The 26,976-nt window shown below is 63.1% G+C and carries 1 protein-coding gene; it reads left to right on the plus strand.

What is annotated here, in order from left to right; genetic code table 11:
• Positions 1 to 3: 3 nt before the first annotated feature.
• Positions 4 to 26,976: an LEPR-XLL domain-containing protein gene (locus AC070A_RS27920; protein ID WP_494773606.1), complete on the plus strand. Its 26,973-nt coding sequence runs from the start codon at positions 4 to 6 to the stop codon at positions 26,974 to 26,976.

Genomic DNA, 26,976 nt, shown 5'->3' on the forward strand with positions numbered 1-26,976 from the left:
GCGATGATCGAACGCCTTTTCCGGTGGTTCGGTGGCAGGAAGGCACGAAGCTTCACACCGCGCTCGGAAACCAGCCACCTACCCGGGCTCGCGCTCGAGACGCTTGAGCCCCGTTATCTGTTGTCTGCCGATATCATGCCCTTTGCGGTGGACATGGTCGGTGATGGCGGCGCTGACTACAGCCTGCGCTATGACAACCTGATCCAGGCGGTCCAGGTTTACGACAACAGGTCGAGCCTCCTCGTTGCGCAGCGGAATGCCGCGGAAATCGACTATATCCGGGTGACCGGTACTGCTGCGAACGACACGCTGACAATCGATTTTGGCACGGATTTCCTTCAGGCGCTCGATATCGATTTTCAAGGCGGCGACGGCGACGACAGGCTCTCGCTGACCGGCGGCGTGTTCGATCTCGTCGAGTTCGCGGTCGATGGTGCAGGCTCCGGTGTGTTTACTGCCGTAGACGGCGAGATCAGCCATCAGATCGGTATCGGTGGCGTCTCGACTGTGACCGATGCGACGACCGCGCAGGAGCGGATCTTTGCCGACATAACGGGCGAGGGACAGACTCTGCGTCTCGGCGATGCCGGCACGCCGGGAGACGGGTTCTCGACGCTTGACAGCATCAACGGCGGCGCGCTGGTGTCCTACACCTTCGCTTCGCCCAATCTGAAGCTGACGATCGACACCGGCGCTGGCGACGACACCTTCGTCCATAATGGTTTCGACAACGCCGTTTCGGGAAAGGTCCTGCTGAGCGGTGGGGCCGGCAGCGACGCAGTGATTGGACCGCCGGAAGATACCGACTGGAACATAACCGGACTGAATTCCGGCAACGTTTCAGGGGTGTCCTTCGTCGAGGTTGAGAATCTCAGAGGTTCGGCCGACAACGAGGACACCTTCTTCGTTTCAGCTGGCGGCGGACTGACCGGCGTCATGGACGGTGGGGCCGACGGCTTCGACAGTCTCGTTCTCGATGGCGGCGTCTTCCATTCCGTCACCTACGTTGCGACCGGTCCCGCATCCGGCACGATCACCCGCGATGGTCAGGTTCTGCGCTACGATGGCCTGGAGCCGATCACAGATAATACGGTCGTCGCCGATCGTATTATCGCGACCAGCGATTTCGACGACGAAGCAAGGCTGAAGGATAACGGTGACGGCACTCTGACGCTCGAGTCGCTGTCGCTTGTCCCGACCTTCGAGAAGGTCACCTTCGCCAAGCCCACCAACAGCCTGACAATCAAACTTGGCGCCGACCTCGGGATCCCGCTGCTGTCGAAGGATGTCCTAACGGTTACCGGTGTCAATCTAGGGGCTGCAAGCTTTACAGTTTTTGGCGAGAACGCTGCCGATACGGCTGGCGATGACGGCAAGGACGAAGTCTTTATCGAGGGGACGAACACATTCGGCGCCTTGGCGGTTCATGCCGAAAAAATCACGGTTTCAGGTGGTGTTTCGGCGACGACGGTCACGCTTGTGGCGCTCGCCGAAGACGACGGCAAAATCACCGGCGGCGCCTATTTCGCGACACCCGAGGCGATCATCGACCTCAGCGGCGCAACCATCACCGCCTCTGGCGCCGTGCAGATCTCGGCGACGGCGGATGCGACCGTTTCGGCTTCGACCGCGGAGGTAGGGCCGCTCGAAGGCGTCATCGTCACCGTTCTGCCGGAGGCGAGGATCAGATTTGACAACAGCACGTTGACGGCCGCGAGCCTGACGGCCGTCAGTTCGGTCAGCGTTTCGCTGACCGCGGCCGACGAAGGCGATGCAAGCGAGAACGACACGACCAAGGATGCCGCGGTTTCCGTGACGGTTGTTCTCAGTGATTCAATCACAGAAGTGCTGGGCGGCAGCGCCCTCAACGTATCCGGCGCCGTTTCGCTGACCGCCGACACCCAGCTGGCACTGACGACAACCGCGGATGGCGGCTCGGGCTCCAAGGGCGCGAGCGTTGCCGTTTCGGAAGTGAACGCGACGACGCGCGCCTATATGGCGGGTAACTCGTCGCTCAACGCTAATGGCGGTAACTTGCCCGATTCCGTCGCCTTCAGCGCGACTTTGACCAGCAATGTCAGCACCACGGCGATCTCCAGCGCCGGTGGTTCGAACCAGGGCGATGGCACGACCGAATCCGAAAAGCGGCTCGCCGACCCGAACCAGGACAGCAATACCTCGGACAAGGCGGCGACCAGCGGCGGCGACATCACCTTCGCAGGTGCCGTCACGGTTTCCGATTACCGGACAACGACGGAAGCCTATCTCGACAGTTCCACCCTCGTTTCCGCAAGCACACTTGCCTTGACGGCGACCTCCACCGAGAGCGTCACGGCAGCCGCCGACGGCTCGGCTACGGGCAGCGCCGGGACCGGCGTCGGCGTGGCTGTCGCGCTTGGCATCGCCGATGTAACCACCCGTGCCTATGTCGCTGGAACGTCGGATCTGACGGCGAGCGCCGTCAACCTCAATGCCACGCTGAATGCCGGCGACAGCTTTGTCGTGACGGCGGAAGCCGGTGCGGGCGGCGCCGAAACCAACGTCGCCGGGGCTCTCGCGATCAACATCATCATGACCGACGTCGAAGCCGTGATCGAGGCCGGTGCGACGGTCGATCTCAATGGCGCGGATCTCAGCCTCACGGCCTCGTCGACCACTCACGCCGAGACGGCCGCCACCCCCAATGGCGATGATCTCGGTGAAGCCGGCGAGACCGGCATCGGCGGCTCGGTGGCTCTTGTCGTCATCGACAACAATTCCATCGCGGAGCTCGAAAACGGTGCGACGATCACGGCCGCAGACGAGGTGACGCTTTCGGCAACCGGCAGCCATGAATCCGAGACGACGGCGGAAGCCGGCGGCACCGGCGGCAGCACCGGCATCGGTGGCGCAGTGGCGATCGACGTGATCGACAACACCACCCGCGCCTCGCTCGGGACGGACGATGTCGAGCTCGACATAACCGGTGATTTCTTGGCAACGGCGACCCATCATGGGCTGAGCACAACCACGGCTGACGGCACGGCGATCGGTTCGACCGCGGTCGGCGCCGCGATTGCGCTTGCCTTCGTCGACAACCGCGCGATTTCGACCACGAACCGCAATCTGCGTGCCGACGGTTCGGTCAGCCTGTCGGCGCTCGGCGATGGCTCCAGCAAGGCGGACGCGAAAGCCAGCGCCAAAGGCGCCGACAAGAACGACGAATCCGCCGATGGCAACACCAAGGCCGATCAGCAGAAGCAGAAGCAGGTAGACTTCGCCAACAGCAAATCCGGCGATGCCGATAACACGAGCCAGACCGCCAACACCGGCGGTGGCAGCGGTGGCGATGTCGGCGTCGCGGCCGCCCTTGCGATCAACATCTCCGACAGCGAAGCGCTGGCCAGCATCGCCATTGGCCGCACCGTGACGGCTGGCGACGGCGCCGGAACCGGCGGCGTGAGCCTGCAGGCGAAGAACAACATGGATGCTTCGGCCATCGCCGATGGCAGCGCGACGCTCGAAAGCGAAACCTCGGGCACGGCGGTCGGCGCCGCCGTGGCGATCAACGTCGCAGACATGAGCAACAGGGCGATCATCGGCAACGGTGCGGTCGTCAACGCCGACGGCGGCGTCATCCTGTCTGCCACCATGAAGAATGTCGGCGGCGACCAGAAGAACGTCTTCGAAGCGCATTCGACCTCCGGCGCCAGCGGCGGCGACACCGGCGTTGCCGGATCGTTTGCGCTCAACGTGTCGGATGCCACGGCAGAATCGGCGATCCGGCCTTCCGCCAGCGTCACGCTCAGCAGCGACGTCGCTTCGCTGACGGTCTCCAATACTTCGGAAAGCAGCGCGGTCGCCGAGGCGGATGCCGAGAGTGCCAGCACCGGCGTCGGAGCCTCCTTCGCCATCAACGCAGCCGACAACACGGCATCGGCCAAGGTCGAAAATTCCGTGGTCCTCACCGGCCTCGACGACCTGACGCTCAACGCCACCGGTAGCCACAAGACCACTACGACGGCGGAATCCGGCGCGACAGCCGAAGATGGTACCGGTGTTGGCGGCGCCATCGCGATCACTGTTGCCGACAATGTGACGGAGGCAAAGCTCGGCACCGGAGGCCTTATCGACCTTGACGGCGCTTTCGCCGCGACCGCGACCCACCATGGCGACAGCGCGACTTCCGCACTCGGCGACGCAATCGCCGGGAATACGGCGGTCGGCGCCGCTATTGCGCTTGCGTTCGTCGATGACAGCGCGACTGCGAGCACTGCCCGCAACATCACTGCGGATGGCAATGTCAGCTTCTCAGCCCATGGCGATGGCGCGAGCAAGGCCGAGGCTACAGCCAGTGCCGCGGGTGCGGACAAGGATAAGGAAAGCGACAGCGGCAACACCACCGCTGACGACCAGAAGAATAAACAAAAGCAACTTGCCAACGAGAAATCGGGCAAGACGAATACGGGTGACAAGTCCGCAACGAGCCAGGGCGGTACCGGCGGGGGCCAGGTAAGCGTCGCCGCAGCGCTCGCCCTCAACGTTTCCTCGTCGCTCGCCGTCGCCTCGATCGGTGATGGCGTCACGATCATTGCCGGGCAAGGCGCGGGCACCGGAGCGCTTCAGCTCCAGTCCTCCAACAACATGAATGCCAGTGCGACGGGCGACGGCAAGGCGACGACCACGAGCAGTGGCACCGGTGTCGGTGTCGCCGTTGCCATCAACGTCGCGACCATGCGCAACGAAGCTTCGGTCGGCGCCGGCGCGCACATCACGGCCGACGGCCTCACCGCTTCGGCGACGATGAAGACGGTCGGCGGCAACGCCGAGCACAATTTCGGTGCGAAATCCACGTCAGGTGCGAGCGGCGGCGAAACCGGCGTGGCGGGCTCGTTTGCGTTGAGCGTTGCAACCACCAATACGCTCGGCACGATTGGGCTCGACCACGGCGGTGGCGGCACGACGTCTGTGACGCTGACTGGCGGCAACGTCAGCCTGCAGGCAACCAACACAACCAAATCGACGACAGAAGCGACGGCCCATGGTGCCGGCAGCGGCTCAGGAAGCACTGGCGTCGGCGCATCGATAGCGCTTGGTATTTCGCTCAACACGACCTTCGCCGGGATCGAAAACGGCGAAACGATCAGCGGCAACACCGGCAACTTTCAGGCACTTGCCACCTCGAACGATACGGTCACCACCACGGCGAAGGCGGGCGCAGCCGGCAACACTGCTGTCGGTGGCGCAATTGCAGTCGCCTACGTGGATAATGACACGGATGCACATATCGGCTCGGGTGCTGGCGGTGCGATCACGCTGACCGGCAATCTCGCCGCGCAGGCGAGCCATGCCAGCACGATCCACACGCTCGGCGACGGCGAAGCGGCCGGCAGCAATGTCGGCGTCGGCGTTTCGCTCGCTTTGAACATCGCCGAAGTGACCAACGATGCCTTTGTCGGCAGGAACTTCTCCGGCGCCAACAATGTCAGTGTCACCGCCACGTCGACTTTCGACACGAAGGCAGAGTCCAAGGCGAGCGCCAAGGGCAATGATACCTCGAAGGCGAATTCCGACCAGGAGAGCAGCAACCAGACGAACATGGCGCAGAACCAGAGTGGCGGCTCGAAGGCGCCGACCCAATCTGGCAGCAGCAGTCTCGGCACCGCCGATAGCAAGAGCACGAATGAGACCGGTAAGTCGACACAGGGCGGGACCAGCGTCGCCGCAACGATCGCCGTCAACTTCCTCGACGCCGACAACACCGCGACGATCGCAAGCAATGTCGTGATCGGGTCTTCGGGCGCGATGGAAATCGAAGCGACGATGACCACCGATGCGCGTGCGCTCGGCACGGCGACGGCGACCAACACGAGCGCCAATACCGGCGTTGCCGCCGCTGTCGGCCTCAATATCGCCTTGCTCGACAATACCGCGCAGGTCAATTCCGGCGCCGATCTTACCGCCGGCTCAATCAAGGTACGGGCAGTCACGGCCGATGGCGAAAGGAATACCTTCCAGGCGCGGGCACTGGCAGGCGCCGTCTCGAAGAACACCGCCGTCGGCGGCTCCGTCGCGATCAACTATCTCGACGTCAATTCGAGTGCCATCATCGGCAACAATGCCGATCTGGACGCCAACGCCGGCGGGATCGCTATCAATGCGGTCAGCGTCAACGAGATGCAGAGCATCGCTGGCGGCGCGGCGCTGAGCCTCAATGGTGGCACCGGTGTCGGCGTCGCGGTTTCCATCAATATCGTCAATGATCTCAACACCAAGGCCGACGTCGGGACCGGCGTCGATGCCGAGGCGAGCGGCGCGATTGGTGTCACGGCCCATGCCGAACTGCTGCCGATTACGGAGAGCATTCCTGTCATCGGCAATCTGGCGGTGACCAGCTTTGCTGCCGGCGTTGCGGCAAGCAACGGAACGGCGGTGGGCGGTTCCTCAAGCGTCAACGTCGTCTTCATGGAGACGCATGCCTTCATCAATGACGGCTCCGACTTCGACGGCAATGGTGGGGTGACCGTCGAAGCGACCGACATCTTGACCATAGTCAGTGGTGCTGGCGGCATCGGACTGTCCGGCGGCAGCAATGCCGGTGTCGGCATCGGCCTCGACGTGAATGTCATCATCCGCAATACCAGCGCCTGGGTCGGCGGAACTGCGGATCTTGGTGCCGTTGCCGGCAATATCCTCGTCAACGCCGATTCATTCGACACCATCACTTCGATTGCAGCCACCTTCGGATTGAGCCTCAGCGGCTCCGGTGTGGCGGCCTCGGTGGGTGTCGTCGTGCTCGACACCTCAACCGAAGCCTATCTCGAGACGGGAACCGCACTCGACAAATCCGAGCTTCATGCCGGCGGAAATGTCTCCCTCAAGGCAACCGGTGACGCCAAGATCTTTGCGCTCGCCGGCGGCATCGCCTTCGGCCAGGGTGCCGGCATCGGCATCGGCGGCACGGTCTTCGTTCACATCGACGATGTGAAGGCCGAGATCCGCGGCCACGCCGACGTTGAAACCGGCGGCCCGGCAGGCCTCGACGTCTCGGCCATTTCGACCGAGGACGTGACCACCATAGCAGCCGCTGGCGGCGTTTCGACCAGCAGCGCGGCCGTGGCTGGTTCTGTCGCTGTCACGGTGCTGACGGAAACGACGATCGCACGCATCGGCTCGAATACGGCAGTCACGGCCCAGTCCGGTGCAAACGATCCGGGTGTTGCCGTCTACGCCTATGGCGAGACGGATCTCCTGACGGTTGCGGGATCGCTGGCCGCCTCCGGCGGCAGCGCCGCTGTCGGCGCGGGCGTGAATATCGCGACATTGATCAAGACCACGCAGGCATCGATCGATTCCGGCATGGATATGGATGCCGATGGCAACATCAAGGTCGAAGCGACCAGCAACGAGGACGTCGGCTCCTTCTCGGTCGCAGCCGGCGGGGCCTCCTCAGCCGCGATCACGGTCTCGGCGGATGTGTTCATCTTCGACGTGAAGACTCGCGCCTTCATCGGTGACGATCCGATCGACGGCATTGGCAATGCGGGCCTGACCGACGTTCGCGCCCTTGGCAGCGTGCTGGTGCAGGCGGTCGATGAAACGGAGCTCGATCTGATCGTCGGCGGCGTTGCCGTTGGCGGCAGCGCCGGCGTCGGTGTCGCAGCCGGTGTGGCCGTCGTCACCAAGACGACGGAATCGTTCATCGGTGAAGACGCGCGCGTGACCGGCGAGGGACAGCACAGCGTGGCTGCACGCACCGGCCGGTTCGACATCAGCTTTGCCGGATCGCAAAGCATGGGCGATGGCTATGACCCGCAGACCGACGGCCAGGTCAGTAAGGACAGTCTCGAAGCGGGCGTGCCGGTCAAGCAAGGCGGCGGCGGCCTCGGCCAGTTTAATGACCTCGACCAGGATGAGAGCGATGACGGTACCCCAACCGATCCGGGCTTGACCCAGCAGCGGACGGCGACGGCCGCCGTTGATGGCGGCTTCCGTGGCGTGGCGGTTTCGGCAAGCACCAAGGACGATATCGAAACGGCGGCCATCAGCGTTGGCGGCGGCGGGTCCGTCGGTGTCGCCGTGGGTGCGGCGGTCAACGTACTCAACACGACGACGACCGCGCTGATCGGGGAAGGCGCCCGCATCAATCAGGACATGAGCGGTGGCGGCAACGAAGCGCAGTCTGTCCTCGTCGCTGCGGCCAGCGACTTCAGCCACCTCGGCGTTGGCGCCGGTGCGGCCTTCGGCGGGTCGGGTGCAGCCGCTCCGGCAGTCGACGTGTCGGTCATTACCACGAAAACGAAAGCGACTATTGGCGACGACACGCTCGTAGACGCGAACAATGATGTAGCGGTCATCGCTACTGCGAAGGAAAAGGTACTCGTCGTCTCCGCCGGGCTTGCGGTAAGCGGCGCCGTCAGCCTCGCCGGCGGCGTCTCGGTTGTCTCGCTCGATGCCGATACGTTCGCGCGCATCGGGGATTCGACGGTTGAGGCCGGCGGCGATGTCGCCGTCATGGCCAAGGACGACTCGCAGTTCACCATCGTTTCCGGTGCGGTCGCCATCGGTCTCGCCGGCGGTGGTGCCGCCGGCTCCGTTGGCGTCGTCAACGTCACCAAGGATACCGAGGCAACGATCGGCGAAAACGCGACGATCGACGCGCGCGCCAACGGCGCGGGTATCTCGAACGTGCTCGACGGCCAGATCACGACCAGCGGCGGCGATCCAACCGGTTTCTCCACGCTTTCCGGTGAGGCGCACGGCGTGATCGTCCAGGCGCAATCGTCGGAAATCGTTACGCATATCGCCGTTGCCGGCGCCGGCGGGCTCTATGTCGGCATTGCCGGTGCGGTCAGTGTGACAATCATCGATTCCGACACTTTGGCCGCCATCGGCGCGGGTGCCGCGATCAACCAGGGCTTTGCAGACTATCAGTTGCATCCGGGCAATGTCGGCCTCGGGCAGGGCGTTTATGTCAACGCCGCCAATGATGTCCGCATCACGTCCTTTGCCGGCTCGGCTGCCGTCGGCTTCGTCGGCATCGGTGGTGGCATCGATTTCGGCAGCATCAAGAACGACACCACAGCCTCGATCGGCGCGAATGCTGACATCCTGGCCCGCAACGATGTCGCTGTCAGTGCAGACTCGATTCAGGTCCTCAAGGGCTTCGCCTTCAGCGGCGTCGGCGGCGTCGTGGGCCTCGGTGCGTCGGTCTCGGTCTGGTCGATCGGACAGGATTTCAAGGACGATTACGCCAACGAGAAGGAAGGCACGTCGGGCGATGCCACCACAGGTGGTGGCGACAACGCGGCCGCCGATGCGGGGGAAAAGACCGATGGCGGCGTCGGCGAATTGACCGGCCAGATGACCGGTTTCAGCGGCGACGGAAACTCCCGCACAGCGGACTCCCGTGTCAGGGACAACATGCAGGGCGCATCGGACCGGCTGAACGACCCGTCGTTCTTCTCGGGCGCGGACCTCGATGCCGCGTTGATCCCGACGAATGAGGAGCACGGTACCACCGCCACGATCGAAGCCGGTGCGGATGTCGAGGCCGGCCATGACATTCTGATCGTCTCGCGCCAGAACATGAAGGTCGATCTTCTGATCGGCAACGCTGCCGCGGGCCTCGTCGGCGCCGGCGCAGCCGTGACCGTGCTCAACGTCTCCGGACAGGTCAAGGCAAAGGCCGGCGGCAACCTCAGCGCCGGCAACCAGATCAAGGTCGAGGCTGAGCTTGACGAAGAGGTCGATGTGACGACCGTCGCCTTCCAGGGCGGGTTCGTCGGCCTCGGCGCATCGGTCATCGTCATCAACGATACCAGCCGCGTGCAGGCCCGCCTGCTCGATGGAACCGTGGTGGATAATGCCGCCCTGTTGTCGGTCAACGCTTCGAACACGCAGGACTTCGACGTCACGACGACAGGCATACAGGTCGGCGCAGTGGCGGCCGGCGCCTCCTATGTCGACCTCAATATCGGCGACACGGACGACAGCACGATCGAGTCTCTGGCGACCATCGGGGCTGGCAGCCAGATCGGCCAGACCGACACGGTCGGTGCGATCACTGTGCATGCGGACTCGACCGTCGACGCCAAGGCGGAGACCTTTGCGCTCGCCGGAGGTGCGCTCGGCCTCTCGTTCAATTTTGCGCTCATCGATGTCGAGACCAACATCGAAGCATCGATCCTTGGCGGCGCAAACATCGATGCCACCGGCACCGTGACGCTGGAAGCGCTTTCGAGTCACAATGCCAAGGGCGATGTTTTCGCGCTCACCATCGGTCTCGGCGCGGTCGGCACGAGCTTCGTGACGGTGAATGTCGTACCGACGACAAGTGCCCTGATCGGCGGCAATTCGACCATTACAGCCGGCGGCATCGTCATGCTCGCCTCCCACAATTTCGTCGGTGAAACAGCGACGGATCGTGGCGCCAAGGCCTTTGCTGAAGCCTCGGGTGGCGGCCTGTTCAGCGGCCAGGGCGCAGTGCCCACCGCCAAGGCCAACGCCATCGCCAATGCTACGATCGGCGCGGGCGGCAGCCTGACCATTACCAACGACATCGATATCAAGTCGCGCCTGCGCAACTACGCCGTCGCCAACACCGAGGCGAATTCCTTCGGTGCGGCCGCTGTCGGTGCAACCGATGCCGAAGCGACCGCCAACGGCCAGTCGAACGCGGCGATGAATGCCAATATCGTTTCGGTTCGCGACATCGGGGTCGACGCGCTTGCGGTCAACGGCGCGCTCGCCGTTGCGGAAGCGACAGGCGGCGGCGTCCTCGGGGCGCTGACGCTCAACAGCGCCACGGCAACCGCAAGCCCGTCCTCCGTTGCGGCGACCATCGGCAACAATACGTCCGTTCAGTCTGCACGCCATATCCGGCTGAAGGCACTCGCCAACACGGAAGGGGATTCGAAGGTCGTCGGTGTGACGATCGGCGGCGTTTTCGGCGCCGGCGATTCCGATGCCACGACCAATGTCAGCCCGACCGTCTCCAGTACCATTGGCACTGGCAGCGTCATCAATGCGACCGGCACGGTTTCGGTCGAGGCGATTGCAGCGCCCATTCCAGGAACGCAGCCCGATTATGCGGTCGTCGATGCTGACGGCGTCGCCAACACGATCACCGTCAACAACCACGGCCTCGTGACGGGCGATACCGTCGAATACGATGCCGGCAGCGGCGGCGCGGTAATCCCCGGTCTTAACTGGCCCGATCCGCAGGATCCGGCAGTCAATCGGCAGTACAATGTCATCAATGTCGTCGATGGCGGCAATGTCGACCCGAACAAGCTATACTTCGGCTCGACTTTCAATGCCGCAAGCATCGATTCCGAAACCGAGATTATTACTTTCCAGGGTGCGCATAACTTCATCAGCGGCGATGCCGTGCGTTACTATGCCGGGCCCGACGAAACGGTGAACAGCTTCGGCCTGACCGAGGGCAATCTCTACTACGTTCTGATTATCGACGAGTCCCATATCAAACTGGTCAATACGCATGACAAGGCGGTCAATCCGCAGAACTATTTCAAAAGCTTCCAGCCGGACGATATCGCTGGCAGTCAGATCACGATCTCCGGTCATGGGTTCACCAATGGCATGGCCGTCACCTATGACGCGCCCGACGCCAAGACTTTCGTCAGCCGGCAGGTCGATGTCCATCCGACGGCACTCAATCCCGATGGCTCACCGATTGACGACGGCACGCAGAACAACATTCGCTTCTTTGACGACAACGGCAACGCGCTGAACCATGGGTTCAGCGAGGGCGAGCACGTTGTCTACAACGTCGAAACGGAAACGGGAGCGCCCGGAACGCCGATCGGGGGGCTGTCCGATGGCCAGACCTACCGTGTCCACGTCGTCAATTCGACGACGATCCAACTGAAACGCAATGACGTGGTCACCGAACAGGTTCAGTTCGTCCGCAATGGGGCCGGCGACCGGATCATCCGTACCGATGGCGAGAACTGGGCCGATTTCGGTTTTGGAACTGGTACTCTGTTCATCAGCGGCGCCGGTGCCAACAGCGGTACCTACACCGTTACCGGCGTCAGCGGCAGCACGCTGATCCTGTCGGTCGTCAACAGCGTTACTGAAACGACGCTCACCAAGACCTTCGATCAGTCGATCATCACGCTCACGCCCAACAAGGCGAAGACTGCCGACGACATCCATTCGCTGATCAACGCCAAGAATCTGCCAATCGGCGGGCTCGAAGACGGCAAGACCTATTATGTCCGTGGCGTCAGCGGGCCCGGCGACGATACCTTCGAACTGTGGGACGCGCCTTCCGGCGGCACGCAGATGACGTTGACGCCGACCGGGCTTTCCGGCCCCTACGCCAACCATCGCATTGGCGCGCTGGCCGTCGACATATCGAGCGACACCACGAGCGAGCAACAGCTTCGGATCGACATCAACGATGCAGTGACGTCGGTAGCTGGCGGCCAGTTCCTGTTCGGCCCAGGCGAGGTCTCGCTCAGCGAAATCGCGCCGCAGTCAGGCGACGGCGTATCCTCGGCCTATTCAAAGGGTTCCGGCGGCGGCTTTGTTGGCGTCAACGGCAATGACGCCAATATCACCAGCAATCCGAACGTGACCGCCACGATATCGGCGACGCTTGTAACGACGAGCGGCGATGTCTCGATCACCACATCGGCCACCACCAATACGACGGCGCACGCGGTCAACGGCACCGGCGGCTTCGTCGCCGTCGGCGACGCGGATGCCAACAGCTACCAGGACATCAACAGTGTTGCCTCGGTTGGGGACGGCACGCGCATCGTCGCCGGCAAGAACGTCACCGTTGCATCCAGCACCAATGCCAATACCGGAGCCTCGTCGCATGCGAGCGCCGGCGGTGCCGTTGGCTTGGCTTCGCCGACGACCGTAGTCTGGATCGAGTACAACAGTGCCGCGACGATCGGCGCCGACGCGATCGTCGTCGCCGGCGAACTGGCACGGCTAACCGCCTATTCCGAAGCCGGCGTTTCCGCCAAGTCGACCGGTTCAGGCGTCGGCTTCGGCGGAGATGGCGATGCCGTCACCCATGTCTATATCGGTGTTGCGGATCCGAACCCCGATCCGGATCATGCCGACACGATCGCAACGCTCGGCGACCGGGCTGTTCTGAGCGCCAAGCGGGCCGTTGCCAGCGCGAAAGTCGGGCGCTTCGACGTCTTCGCCGGAAGCGACGGCCGCGGCGCCGGCTTCTATGGCGAAGGCCAGGCCGAAAGCACCATAACGGCCCGGCCGAAGGCGGAAGTGCACATCAATGCCGACGCCGAACTGACCGGCTGGGAGGGCGTCGACCTCGTCACCCGCTACGACAACGTCAAGACGCATGCCAAGTCCTATGCCCGTGCCACAGGCCTTTTCGGCTTCGTCGATTCCGATGCGCACAACGACACCGACGTGGCGTCGAAGATATTCGGCGCCGCCGGCGCACTGGTCACGGCCGGCCCGCGCGACAATGCGGATGGTGTTCTCGGCCATCCGGATTACCCGCAGGAGCCCGCGGCATCGAGCGAACACCTGGCGCTCTATGCTTCCACCGTCAACGGCTCGATCTCGCAGACGGATGACGCCGACCACAGCAAGCGTTCGCTTGCCGCCGGCGGCTCCGATGGCAGCAGCCCCGACGACCGGCCGCAACAGATCGATTTCAATTCGGATGTCCTCATTCTCTCCGGGCGCTCGCCAGAACTGGTTGTCAAACAGCTCGTCATCGGTGCTGACGGCCAGATCGACGTCGCGGTCGAGGTGACCGTCAACGACGGCGCAAGTGGTGGCGGTAGCAGCGAAGGAGAGGGCGATACGATCCAGAGCGCCGACATCGTCGTCAACGACATCGTCAATCCTGGCCCGGGCGACGTCGTCTTCGATTCCGACACGATGGTCGGTTCCGGCGGCACCTGGACGTTCCGCGATACGCTGCAGCGCGTCACGATCCGCAACGAGTCCGACAAGGACATCATCATCAACAACATCGACGTTGTAACCGACGAGCAACCGCTTGCCTGGCTGAACCCGTCGAAGACAGTGACCCTGACGTTCAACATCGAGCGCGAGGTGGCGCCGACGCTGATTGAGATCACCGACACGGGCGGCCGGTCGGATATCTATATCAACGGCACCATCGAAAACCCGATCGGGACCACCTCGATCGTCAATACCGACGGATCCGTTTTCGCGACCAACGATCGCGGTGTGCTCGGCAGCGACGGCCGGGAATCCCTGATCCGCACGCACATCCTCAATATTCGCGCGGATGAAAACGTCGGCACGACAGGAAACCGCGTCAACATCGACATCGTCGACAGCGCCGGCCTGCCGCAGCTTGTCAGCTTCGATACCGGCCGTGTCAGCGGCTTGACGGAGCAGATCTTCCTCGGGCACGAAAGCCGCTTCTATACCGGCCAACTCGTGCGCTATGACGCGGTCAGCACGGCGATCGGTGGGCTCGTCGATGGCGGCTACTACTATGTCATCGCTTCGTCCGATGGCCTGAGCGTTAAGCTGGCGAGCACGCTGGCGAATTCCCTCGCCGGTGTCGCGATCAATCTTTCGCCGAGCGGGCCGCTCACCAATCAGCACAGCCTGATTGCGGCGGAGACATTTACCGTCGATGCCGTCCAGAACATCAACCTCGACCTCAAGGCCCTGCTGCGCGAAGATCTCGGCGGCGGCTACTACATTGTCGAAATCGACCGGATAAGCGCCGGCGATAGCGCCAATGTGCTGCTACAGGCGAGCCTCGAGCAGAGCGGCGCAGGGGCCTCGGGCGGCGTGCTCGTCAAGGCGCCGAGCCAGGCAGCCGGGATCACCCATTACAACTTCTTCCGGCCGGACAGCGGCCTTCCTGAAGAGCTGAGCCGCGGCGTTTTCGGAACCGGCAACACGCCGATCGCTTCCACCTACGACTTCCGTGGCATCGATCCGGCTACCGGCAATCGGACTCTGCCCGGCCTCCAGGCCGGAGCGGTCACCAGCGGTGGCGATATCATCGTCGCTGCAGCAAATCCCGATCCCGGCGCAACGACGATCAATGTCCTCGGAATCACCGAAATCACCGGAAACGGCGATATCGATGTGGTGACCAACGGCTATATCGCCTTGAGCGAAAAGACCGGCGACATGCGCGTCGAGCGGATCAAGTCGACCGCGTCGGACGTGCTGCTCTATTCGCCGCGACGCATTCTCGATGCGCGCGGCCTGACGGAAGGCGATGTCGAAGCCGATGTCGCCGGCCGCAACATCACCATGGCCGCCGGTGTCGGTCTCTTTAACCCGAACCATGCACAGGTCGCTGCGCAGGTTCTCAACCCGACGCTGCTCGACATCAATTCGCCGCTCGGGGGCATCGGCCTGCCGACCGATTTCCTCGAGATCAACGTCGACATCCGCAACGGTCTTGGTGGCCTCGGTGTCCTCAGGGCATTCGATACGACCGCAGACAGCACGCTCGGCATCTTCCTCGATGAAGTCGTCGGCGATCTGCTCGTCCACACGGTCCATACGACGCGTGACATCTCGCTGCGCACCGTCTCTGGCTCGATCCTCGATGCGCGCAACAACGGCGCCGGCGATGATTTCGCCGACCTGCTTGGCCAGAGCATCGATCTCGACGCCAATGGCGGCGGCTCCATCGGTGCCTTCAACAATGACCTCGAGATCGATTCCTCACGCGGCTCGTCGAACGACGACGTCGCGCTGGAAGCCGACAACAACATCTATCTGGCGGAAGCACCCGTTAATCCCGGCGAGAGCGCCGGCAACCTCAGGCTCGTGCTCGCCCATACTTATGACGGCGACATTCGCATCACCGTTCGCGAGACGGGGGTCCAGGGTGAAAACCTCGATCTACTGCACAGCGGCAGCGCGCGCTTCTCCGAGGACGGCGCCACCTTCCCGACCTTCCAGGCGGATGCCGAGCGTCTCATCCCGCATGGCCAGATCTTCGCCGAGAAGGGCAATGTGCAATTGCGCGTCGGCGACAACGTCACACTCGACTCGAACAGCGAGATCTTGGCCGCCAAGCGGATCGACATCTATGGCGACGTCACCGCCTTCGACGAGGCCATCACTCTGCTCGCCAATGCCGATATCGGCTTCGGCTCGGTCATGCTGCTGCGTGGGCGCATCATCGCCAACGCCGCGGTGACCCCCGGCAACAAGACCAACGGGACGCCGGTCGGGACAGCCGCGCCGAAGACGACGGCACCGCACCCCACGAATCTGACCTGGATCTTCGGCAACACCGATGTCGATACCATCCAGTTCGGCGATCCCTCGGGCGCCGGCGGCACCAACAGCCAGGGCAGCCCCGGCTATATCTTCCTCGGCTCGAAGACGCGGGCCTATGGCAGCCAGAACCTCGACCCGACCAACGCCGACGGCGAAGATCGCTTCACGGTCTACTACCTGCAGGATACAGCGACGCAGACATCACCAAACATGACGACGGCAGCCGAACATACGCTGACGCTCGACGGTGTCTCCGGCAGCGACCTCTACGAGGTCTACACGCTCGGCTCGAACAATCCGGGCCTCGGTAGTGCCGGTACGGACTTCAACCGCAACTACGTCATCAACGTGCTCGACAGCGGGCGCTCCAACGACGGCGTCGATGCTCTGAACATCTATGGCTACAACTCGGCATTCAACGGCAAGGACGGCGACGGCAACAAGCCGATCGATGACATCTTCCTGCTGCGCGGCGCGAACTATCTGCCGAACGAAACGGCCGATCGCCCGGCCTATGTCGCGATGGTCTATGGCCAGCCGACCACCTATGCGGACACGATCGAAGACAACGAACCGTCGAATGAGAGCGCACGCATCAACTACGACACGGCCCTCAATGGTCGCGTCACCGTCGAAGGCCTCGGCGGTAACGACAACTTCTATTCCGATGATACGACGGCGATCGTGTCGCTTCAGGGCGGAGCGGGGGACGACTCCTTCCAGATCGGGCAGATCTTCGGCAACAAGCGCACCGACGATCCAGAAAACGGCGTCACGCCGTTCTTCGGCGGCGGCCTGCTCGCCCAGGACGTCTTCCCGGACATGGTTGCTACGACACGCGGCTGGCTGAGCCCCGGCATCAGTGCGCCGCTGGTCGCGCAGGGCGGAACCGGCAACGACGAGTTCCGTGTCTATTCGAACCAGGCTGAACTGAGGCTCGAAGGCGACGACAACAACGACCTGTTCATCGTGCGCGCCTTTGCGATCGCCGCTGTTGCCAACCAGGATTGGAACGGCGACGGCACGATCGACCAGGACGACCTGCCGGCTGTCACGCTCGACACCAATGGCGACGGCGTCATTAACTTTGCCGATGCCGATTCCACGCCCGACGACTACACCGACGACGTGATCGTGCGCGACGACCAGGGCGTTGCCATGCCGATCATCGGGCTCGGCTTCTCTGTTGCGCGGGCGCCCGACATCCGCGCCGGTGGTGGTGAGGACGAGGTCCAGTACAACGTCAATGCTCCGGTTTCCGTCGACGGCGGCACGGGCTTCGACAAGCTCGTCATCCTCGGCACGGAGTTCGCCGACGACTTTGCGATCACCGAACGTGGCATTTTCGGCGCCGGCCTTAATGTGCGCTACACCACGATCGAAGTGGTCGAAGTCGATGGTCTCGAAGGTGACGACGAATTCTTTGTCCAGTCGACCGCCTTCGGCGTTGCCTATCGCGTCATTGGCGGCCTGGGATCCGATACGATCAACGTCACCGGCGACGTGACCGAAGACATCGTGACCCGCGAGCTCGAAGGGGCCTCCGGTGCTGTCGATCATCTCGTCACGTCCGGTGACGCGCTCTACGACGGTGTGCTGGTCGACGGTTTCGACTACAACGTCGCTTCCGGAGAAGAGGGCATCATCCGCATTGACGAAACCGGCGGCTTTACTGCCGTGCGCGAAGGCGGCCCGGTCAATGTCGACAGCTACACGGTGAAGCTGGCAATCGCTCCGCTCGCCGGCCAGGTGGTCTATGTCACCGTGTCTGCGGCACGCTCGCCGCAGGAAGAGGAAGACGGCACACTGTTGAACCCAGCGCCTTTGCCAAACGGCCTCGGCGACACGATCTGGCTGTCCACCGTCAACCCCGGCGGAACCGTCACCGACAGCGATTTCCAGCATATTGTCATGGTCAACGGCGTACCGCAGATCATCAAGGATCGCGCGGTCGTGCTGCGGTTCGACAGCAGCAACTGGATGAATCCGCAGATGGTCTACGTCTATGCGCCGGACGACCCGCGGGCAGAAGGCGACCGCGTGGTCGTCATCCAGCACAGCGTGATTTCCGATCTGAGCGGCGTTGATACCAATGTCATCGACATCGATGCCGAATATCCCGACGGCGACCCCTTTGACGCGGCTGACGTCCGTAATGTTGAAGTGCTGGTCAGGGACAACGACACACCCGGAATCTATGTCACCGAGGTGGCGCCTGGCACGAACATCGAAGACGGCCGGTCGCTGGTCATCGAAGGCAGCCCGACGACCCAGTTGACGGACGAGATCCTCGTTCAGCTTTCGACGGCGCCGGAAGTGGGTGACATCATCGTCGTCAAGCTCTTCCTCAACGAGGCGAGCGACGAGGATATCCAGATCTTCGATGTCGACGATCCGACGAACATCTTCAACTCGGTCGGCGACCGCATGTACAAACATGCCGACGGCTACTGGCGGCTAACCTTCGACCATACCAACTGGGATGACCCGGTTCGCATCGGCGTTCAGGCGCGTGACGATATCCCGCGCGAAGATCCGCATACGGCGGTCATCTACTTCCAGCGCGACGACGTTCTGACGACTGACGCCGACCACGACTATGTCTTCCCGAATCTGCGCTCCGGCCCCGGCTATGTCGACATTGAAGTCATTGACAACGATACGGCCGGCGCCGTCGTGCTCGAAAGCGGCGGCACGACGCTGCTCAATGCCGATGGCAGCGACACGGACGACTACACGATCCGGCTGACGAAGGCGCCCAGCACCACCGTACAGGTCGCGATCGTCACCGATGGACTGGCGGATGTCGTCAGCGTCAACGGCGTCGCCGTCACACCCGGCTCGGGCTATACGGTGATCGGCGGGCTCCGGCCGACGCAGATTTTCGACGGCAACCTCGTCTTCAGCAATGACGGCCTCAACGGCAAGATTACCCGCGGCACGGGCGCCGATCTCGGCAGCTTCGTCGATGAAGGCTTCTTCGTCGGCCAGCAGATCCGCGTCGGCAACGCCGGCGGCAACAGCGGTGACTATTACATCACCGCAATCGACACGGTCGACGGCAAGTTCATCAAGGTTGACCGGACGTTCGGTACCGGCGGCCAGCTTGCCGATGTCATCCTCTCGGACCTCGCCAGCGATGGCGCCTTTTCGGGCAATATCCAGTTCCATACGGTCATCGAGGACGGCACGCCCACCTATCGGATGACGATCGCCGGCCTTGCCGACGATGCGGACGGCTGGCTCGCCTATGGCTTCCTGGAAGGCCAGTGGATCCGTGTCTTCGACGCCGCCGACAACGTTATCGGCAACTTCAAGATCGCGATCATTCGCGGCGAGAACGACACCAAGGATGCCACGATCCAGATCACCTCGGAGAACGCTGGACTGCTGCCGGTCGGCAGCACGCTTGCGGGCGTCAAGGTGCTGCGCACCGCGGCGGTCGCGACGTTCAATCCGGGGAACTACTATATCCAGCAGACGGTCGTCCTGCAGGCGGACGACAACTACGACATCCCCGTCACGCGCGAAGGCGTGAAGGTCTTCCCGGCTTCGGGACATTATCTCTCGAAGCTGCGCGGACCGCTGGCTGTTGAAGGCGGCCCGACGGGCGCTGACCGTTCGTTGGAAAACGGCCTGAAACTGCCGGGTGAAGCGGACGACTTCCTGATCGCCATCGGCGCCCAGCCGCCGGAATCGCAACAGATCGATGTCCTTAACATCTTCAACGACACCAGCAAGGAAGATGTCGACGGCGTCATGACGCAGACGACGCTCACCGGCTTCAACATGGCCGATGATCTGAGCCTCGGCCTCGGGGTCACCGGCGATCCGACCTTCGGCGAATCGGGCTTCTTCCCGGGCGGCATCAGCTTCGGCAAGATCAGCGTCGGTTCTGACGGCCAGTTCGGCACCAATGCGACGCAAAGCACCATCGAGGTCGTCAATCTGATGCTCGGCGAGGGCAATGATGGCCTCGTCATCCAGGGCACGCTCGATCCGGCGCCCTCCGTTCAGGTCACCAATAATTTCACGGTGACGCCGAACGGCAGCAACGGCGGCACGATCGCGCGCGCGGGCTTCGATTGGAAGGCCATGGGCTTCCTCGTCGGCCAGACCGTGAAGATTGCGGGGCAGGTGGGCACCTGGACCGTGGTCGCTATCAACGACGCCCTCATCGATCCGCTGCATCCGGAAGAAGGCGCCGACCCGAACGACAATTCGATCCTGGTACTCAGCGGCCCATCGCTCGCTGGCGTTGCCAGCGGCGCACTGACCATCACCGCGATCGACAAGGACGTGATCACCGTCAACAAGTCCGTCGACGTCCTCCAGACGATTGCCGGCGGGATCATCGTGCGTACCGATGGAGGCTCATGGACCGGCTTTGCGGTCGGCGATTTCATCACTATCGACGAGGACTTCGCGAAGGGTGAATACCAGATCGTCTCGATTGTCGGCTCGACGATGCGCGTCACCGGCGGTCAGCTCGCGCTCGTCAGCGACGCGCCCCGGACCATCAACCGCATCAACCCGGTCACCAACGCGATCCTGCAAACGGTGGTCACCGATGTCAGTATCGATCCGACCTATACAGGTGGCATCGTCACCCGTCAGGACGGCATCAAGTGGGCGGACGAGGGTTATCTTGCCGGTCACCTCATCACCATGGTCGATGAAAACGGCAAGCGCGACTTCCGCATCATCGAGATCTCCGATGACGGCTTCTCGCTGAAGCTAGAAGGCGCATTGCTCGCCACACAGAACGATGCGGTCAAGAGCTTCTATGTGCAGGGTGCGCATGGCGGCCTGACGCTCGTCCACGGCGGCGGCAACATGTACCTCGAAAGCGCCGGCAAGATGAACATTGCCAGTGGCGGCGGTGGCTCGATCGTCGTGACCCGCCTCGATGGGCGTGACTGGTCCGAAGACCGGTACCAGGTCGGCCAGGTCATCCAGCTTGAGGGCGAGACCTACACCCGGACGATCCTTGCCATCGTCGACGCGACCCTTCCGGCGCCGCCGAACTCGGCCCTGACCTGGGGCGATCTCAGCGCCCTGGTATTGAGCGCGCCGAACACCCACATGGGGCAGGGGGCCGGCGTCTCGCTGGCGGCCGATGCGTTCAACAGCTACGCCGAACGCTCTCTGCACGTCGCCGAAGCACGCACGATCACGGCTTCCGGCACGATGAACGTTGCCACCAACAGCCTGACGCGCAGCGCCGGGAGCTGGCAAGCAGACGGCTTCTATGTCGGCCAGAAGGTCTATGTCAGCGGCTATGCCGGACCGTTCACGATCCAGGCGCTGACCGCCGCGGTGATGACGTTGCAGAACGTGGCGTTGACACCGGCAACGGGCGTCCAACTGACCGTGTTCGGCTATGACACAACGCTCGATGGCGGCAAGCGCGTCGGCGGCGACTACATCAAGGTCAATGGCGGCGCAGGTCCGAACTCGCCGCTCGTCATCTATGGCGACACCAGCCAGGACGGCATCTGGTATTCCGGCCAGGCACACAATGTGCTCGGCATGGAATTCGGTGAAAAGCCGTTCGATCCCTTCCCGCAACTGCAGGATGGCGAGAACGAAGACGATGAATGGGTCTTCCCGCTCGCCAACCCCTACAAGCTCGCCGGCAACGACGTCATCGACGCCAGCGCACTGTTTGCGGGCGTTGGAGGGGGGAGTCTGCCCAGCGTCGGCCTGACGATCTATGGCGGCGCGGGCAACGACACGATTTATGGCAGCCAGGCCGGCGATCATCTGGCCGGTGGTTCCGGCGACGACCTGATCATCGGCAACCGCGGCGTCGATCATATCTATGGCGACAGCGGCGTGAACGTGAACATCTTCACCCGCCAGCTCTTCATCGACACGGTCGACAACAGCCCGTTGCCTTCCGCCAACCCGAACACCGACACCAACGGCACCACGATCAAGCCGGTGAAGTCGGCGGTTCGCGACCTCATGCAGGCAGGCCGTGACCTGATCTTCGGTGATGGCGCATCGCATCTCGGCTACGGACCGAGTGCCGTTGCCGCAGCCGGTGTGCTCGGCGACTTCGACGACATCATCTTCGCCGACCATGGCGTCATCGAGATGTTCGTGGACGATCCGAACCTGCCGTCCGGTCTCAAACAGCGAATCCAGACGACCGAGCTCGTGCTCGTGACGGCGATCAAGTCGGCCGAGCTGCAGAACGGCGCCGACGATATCGTGTTCGGCGGGCTTGACCGCGATGTGATCGTCGGCGGTGCCGGCCATGACATGCTGGACGGCGACCAGCAGGACGATCGCATCTTCGGCGACAACGTCTACCTCACCCGCCAGGGCGGCGCGGACGGCAACTTGCTGGACGACACATTCAGCAAGCGCTTCCAGACCTTGGCCGGCGCGCTGCTCTACAGCCGCACGGATCGGCCGATCCCGGCTGGCTTCGGCACCGTCACTGGCGACAACAGCGGTCTCCTCTTGGTCGACGGTATCGCACGCCGTTACCGCGACCCGGACGGCGCGCCGTGGTGGAGCGAGTATGCGGTCGACTATGCGACCCTTCACACCTTCGCCTTCGATCAGGGATCTGCCGGCGTTGGCAGTTTCGGCAACGACTACGTTGCCGGCAGCGAAGGTCATGACGAAATCTTCGGCCAACTGGGCAATGACGTCATCCAGGGCGACGGCGGTATCGAACTTGCCTTCGCCGGCACGTCGCATGTCGGTGCCTCCCGGACGTCGGGTGGTGTTGTCGATCCGATCGGTCCGTTGACGGTGATCGCATCCTTTGCTGCTGCGAGCGATGGCCAGGACTACATCGAAGGCGGTGGTGGCGATGACCAATTGTTCGGCGGCCTCGGCCAGGACGACCTGGTCGGCGGCTCGTCCTCGTTCTTCAGCCTGACCGATGCAAATGCACGGCCTGACGGCGACGACTACATCTTCGGCGGTACCGGCGGCGAAATCGACCGGAACGACCTCGACCTTCCGGGCGACGGCACCCTTGCGGCTGCGCGTTATGCCCGCGATGCCGACACCATGGTCGGCGACAACGGTAATATCGTCCGTATTGTCGGGATCAATGGCGTCGATATCAACCCCAACGGGCTGGCAAACCAGCAGCTCTACGTCCGGTACAATTACGATGTGAACGATCCGGCCCGCGCCGGCGCCGAACGCATCGTCGTCCGCGGCGTGCACCTTCTCGACTACACACCGGGCGGCCCGGATTTCCGTCCTGACCTGTTCTCGAAGACGAACCCGAACGACGCGGCCTATCGCAACGAATTCGGTCTGTGGGCGAAGAATGACATCGGCGGCCATGACGAATTCCACGGCGAAACCGGCGACGACATCGCCTATGGCGGCGGCGGCCACGACCGCATGTTCGGCGATGCCGAGAATGACGATCTGATCGGCGGTTGGGGCAATGACTGGATCTCTGGCGGTACCGGCCAGGACGGCATCCTCGGCGACGACGGACGGATCTTCACGAGCCGCAACAGCGCCACCTATGCCGAGCCGCTTTACGGCGTCCTGGCCCTCCTTGCCACCGACCCGGATACCCGCACCAGCCAGGGCGACGTGCTCAACGAATTCATCTACACGCCCGGGCAGGTGCAGACCGAGACGATCAATATCGGCGGCCAGCTGAAGAAATCGGTCGACCTCACGCCCTATAACCTGAAGCCGAATGCTCAGGGCGCGGATGATCCGCTGTTCGACGCCAATGTCGTCGACGACATCATCTTCGGCGGTCTCGGCGACGACTTCATCCATGGCGGCGCCGGCGACGATGCCGTCGGCGGCGGCGAAGCCCTGCCGCTCAGCTACACCCAGCGCTTCGAAAACGGCGTCGTGGTCGGGCTGGTGCGCACCGATTTCACACGGCCCTGGAACCCGGGAGACATCCTGCGCTTTGGTGCCGATACCGATCCGTGGAACGCACCGAAGCCGGTTCAGAGTAAGCTCGGCGAATTCTTCCTCTATGACGAATACGATCCGCGCCGCGCCATCCTGTTCAATGCCAACGGCTCGGTCTGGAAATCCGGCGCTGCGCCGACGCAGTTCCAATACTTCCTCAATCTCGTCGACAACGAAGGACCATTGGTCAACGGCGCGATCGCGTTCTCGCCCAACGGCACGCCGATCGCCTTCGCCGACCGCAATACGGACGGCAGTGACGCCATCTTCGGCGACCTCGGCAACGACTGGATCGTCGGCGGGACGGGCCGAGACCACATCTATGGCGGTTGGGGCAACGACCTCATGAATGCCGACGACGTGCTCAGCACCAACGGTTGGCTCAACGATCAGCCGGAAACGCACCCGGTTTACGAGGACCGCGTCTTTGGTGGCGCCGGGCTCGACATCCTGATCGGCAACACCGGCGGCGACCGCCTGATCGATTGGGTCGGCGAGTTCAACAGCTATCTCGTGCCGTTCGCTCCGTTCGGCATCGCGACGGTCAGCCGTCAGGTGCCGCCGCAGCTCTTCGACTTCCTCTATGCGCAAGCCTTCAGCGATGGTGTCGACATCACCCGCACGGCCGATACCGGAAGCGTCAATGGCAGTGACCAATACAGCCATGTGTCGCAGTTCCAGGGCGGGGTCGAAGGCGAAATCGGGCTCGTGACCCAGAAGGATCACGGCATCTGGCAAGACCAGACCGGCGGTCCGACCGACCCGCAGCCAGGCAACATCCCCGGTGGACGGCGCGACGTCCTGCGCACGGCCGACTTCAACGACGGCACGCTCGACGTGTTTGCGGCCGACCAGGGCAAGTTCGCAGTCTCGAGCGGCATGATGTCGGTCGAATCCGAGACCACATGGGGACAGGCGGCGGCGGTCTTCTATGCCGACCAGTACCTGCCGATCTATTTCGAGATCTCGGCCAAGATCACGGCGCAGAAGCCCGTCGGCGGCTGGAAGGCGAACTCCTATGTGATCTTCGACTACCGCTCGCCCACAGACTTCAAGTGGGCCGGTATCAACATTTCGACCGACAAGATCGAAATGGGCTACCGCGATGCCAGCGGCTGGCATCAGGTCGCTCAGTCGAACAAGCCCGTCCAGTTGAAGGCTGGCATAACCTATGACGTGCTCGTCGCCGTCAACGGCACGAACGTCACGGTGACGGTCGCGGGTGTGAACTGGTTCGGCTACACCTTCGCGCCGAAGATCGAGGATGGCGTGCCCGTGGGCCTCAACCGCGGCCTGGTCGGCGCCGGCAACGATGGCTCCAAGTCGAAGGTGGACAACTTCTCGGTTCAGATCCTGCCGCCAAACCTGTCGCTTGACTATACCGACAACTTCGACGCAACCAGCCGGTTCCCGATGAGTGGTACGGCGGCCACGGGCTGGACCGTCGCAGGTGGTCGCTTCGTCGGCGCCGCCGGCGCTTCCATTAGCACGTTCAACCTTGGCACCAAGCTCCGGGCGGACTCCTACCTCGAACTCGAAGCCAAGCTGCTGACGGCAGGCACGGGCGGCATCGTCTTCGACAGCTATGGTCCGAACGACTACAAGTTCGTCGCCCTCGATGTGGTCAACGACAAGGTCCTTGTTGGCCACGTCAGTGCCAAGGGCGGCTACAAGGTCGATCAGTCCTTCAGTCGCGTCCTTGATGTCGGCGTCGACTATTCTTTGAAGGTGATCTTCAAGGGGGCGGCGGTGAGCATTCAGGTGAACGGCGGCCTCGTCGGCACCTATGGATTCAATGCTGCACTGGTCGATGGCGGCTTCGGCACGATGTCACGTGTCGGATCAAGCTCGTTCGATCGCTTCCTGATCCGTACCAACGATCCCGCCTTCAACACGTCGACCAATCTGCTGGCGGCGACCGGCGACACGACCGTGGCCGGTGGCGAGATCACGAGAGGACAGGCACTCTCGGTGCTCGACGATGCCGTCGCCCTCTGGGCGAAATCGGGACTGCTCGATGCATCAACCTTGGCGCGCCTCGGCACGATCGATCTGCAGATCGTCGATCTCGAGGGCGACCGACTGGCCGAAGCCGTGTTCGGCGCAATCAGGATCGACCGCAACGCCGCGGGACGGGGCTGGTTCGTCGATCTCACGCCGCAGGATAACGAGGAGTACAGCCTTGTCGACGGTAAGTGGCAGGCGATCGGTGCCAGCCCTGCCGCGGGACGCTTCGATCTGCTCTCGGTCCTGCTCCATGAAATGGGTCACGAGGCCGGATTGGTCCACTCTGCCGACGATGCTGTCGGCGGCGTTATGGCCGAAACGCTTGAGGTCGGCGAGCGCCGGTTGCCGCTGCCGGCAACCCAGTCCGAAACGCGAAACGACGCCCAGGTGTTCGATGAGGAGCTGGGTCTGTTCGTAACCCCGACTGAGCGACGGCTGATGCAACTTGCCGGCATCAGCGCCTCGGATCTCCATGTCTCAGGGGTTAGCGAGGCGAACGAGACAGCCGCGGCATCCGGCTGGGCCGGAAGCGGCAGAGGCGCTCTGGCGGTCGCCTGGCAAACGGCAACAGGTGGGGGCGATGGCATAGCGCGCTTCGGCAGTAGCGACGAGAAGTCATGGGTCTTCGACGAGGCAACCGGCACGTTTGTCGACCCAACGGCCTGGACGCAGGTCCAAGATCACGCCGCCAAGACGTCTGGCGCCGGTGAGAATGATGCGGATGCGAGTGAGCAAGAAGTGTTGAACGGCATAATCGAGTGGGAGGCCCGAAAGGGACTGCTTTCTCGACTGGTCAGTCTCTTTGGAGGGCGCTAG

This window comes from Ensifer sp. GW101-20A05 (assembly GCF_059424735.1).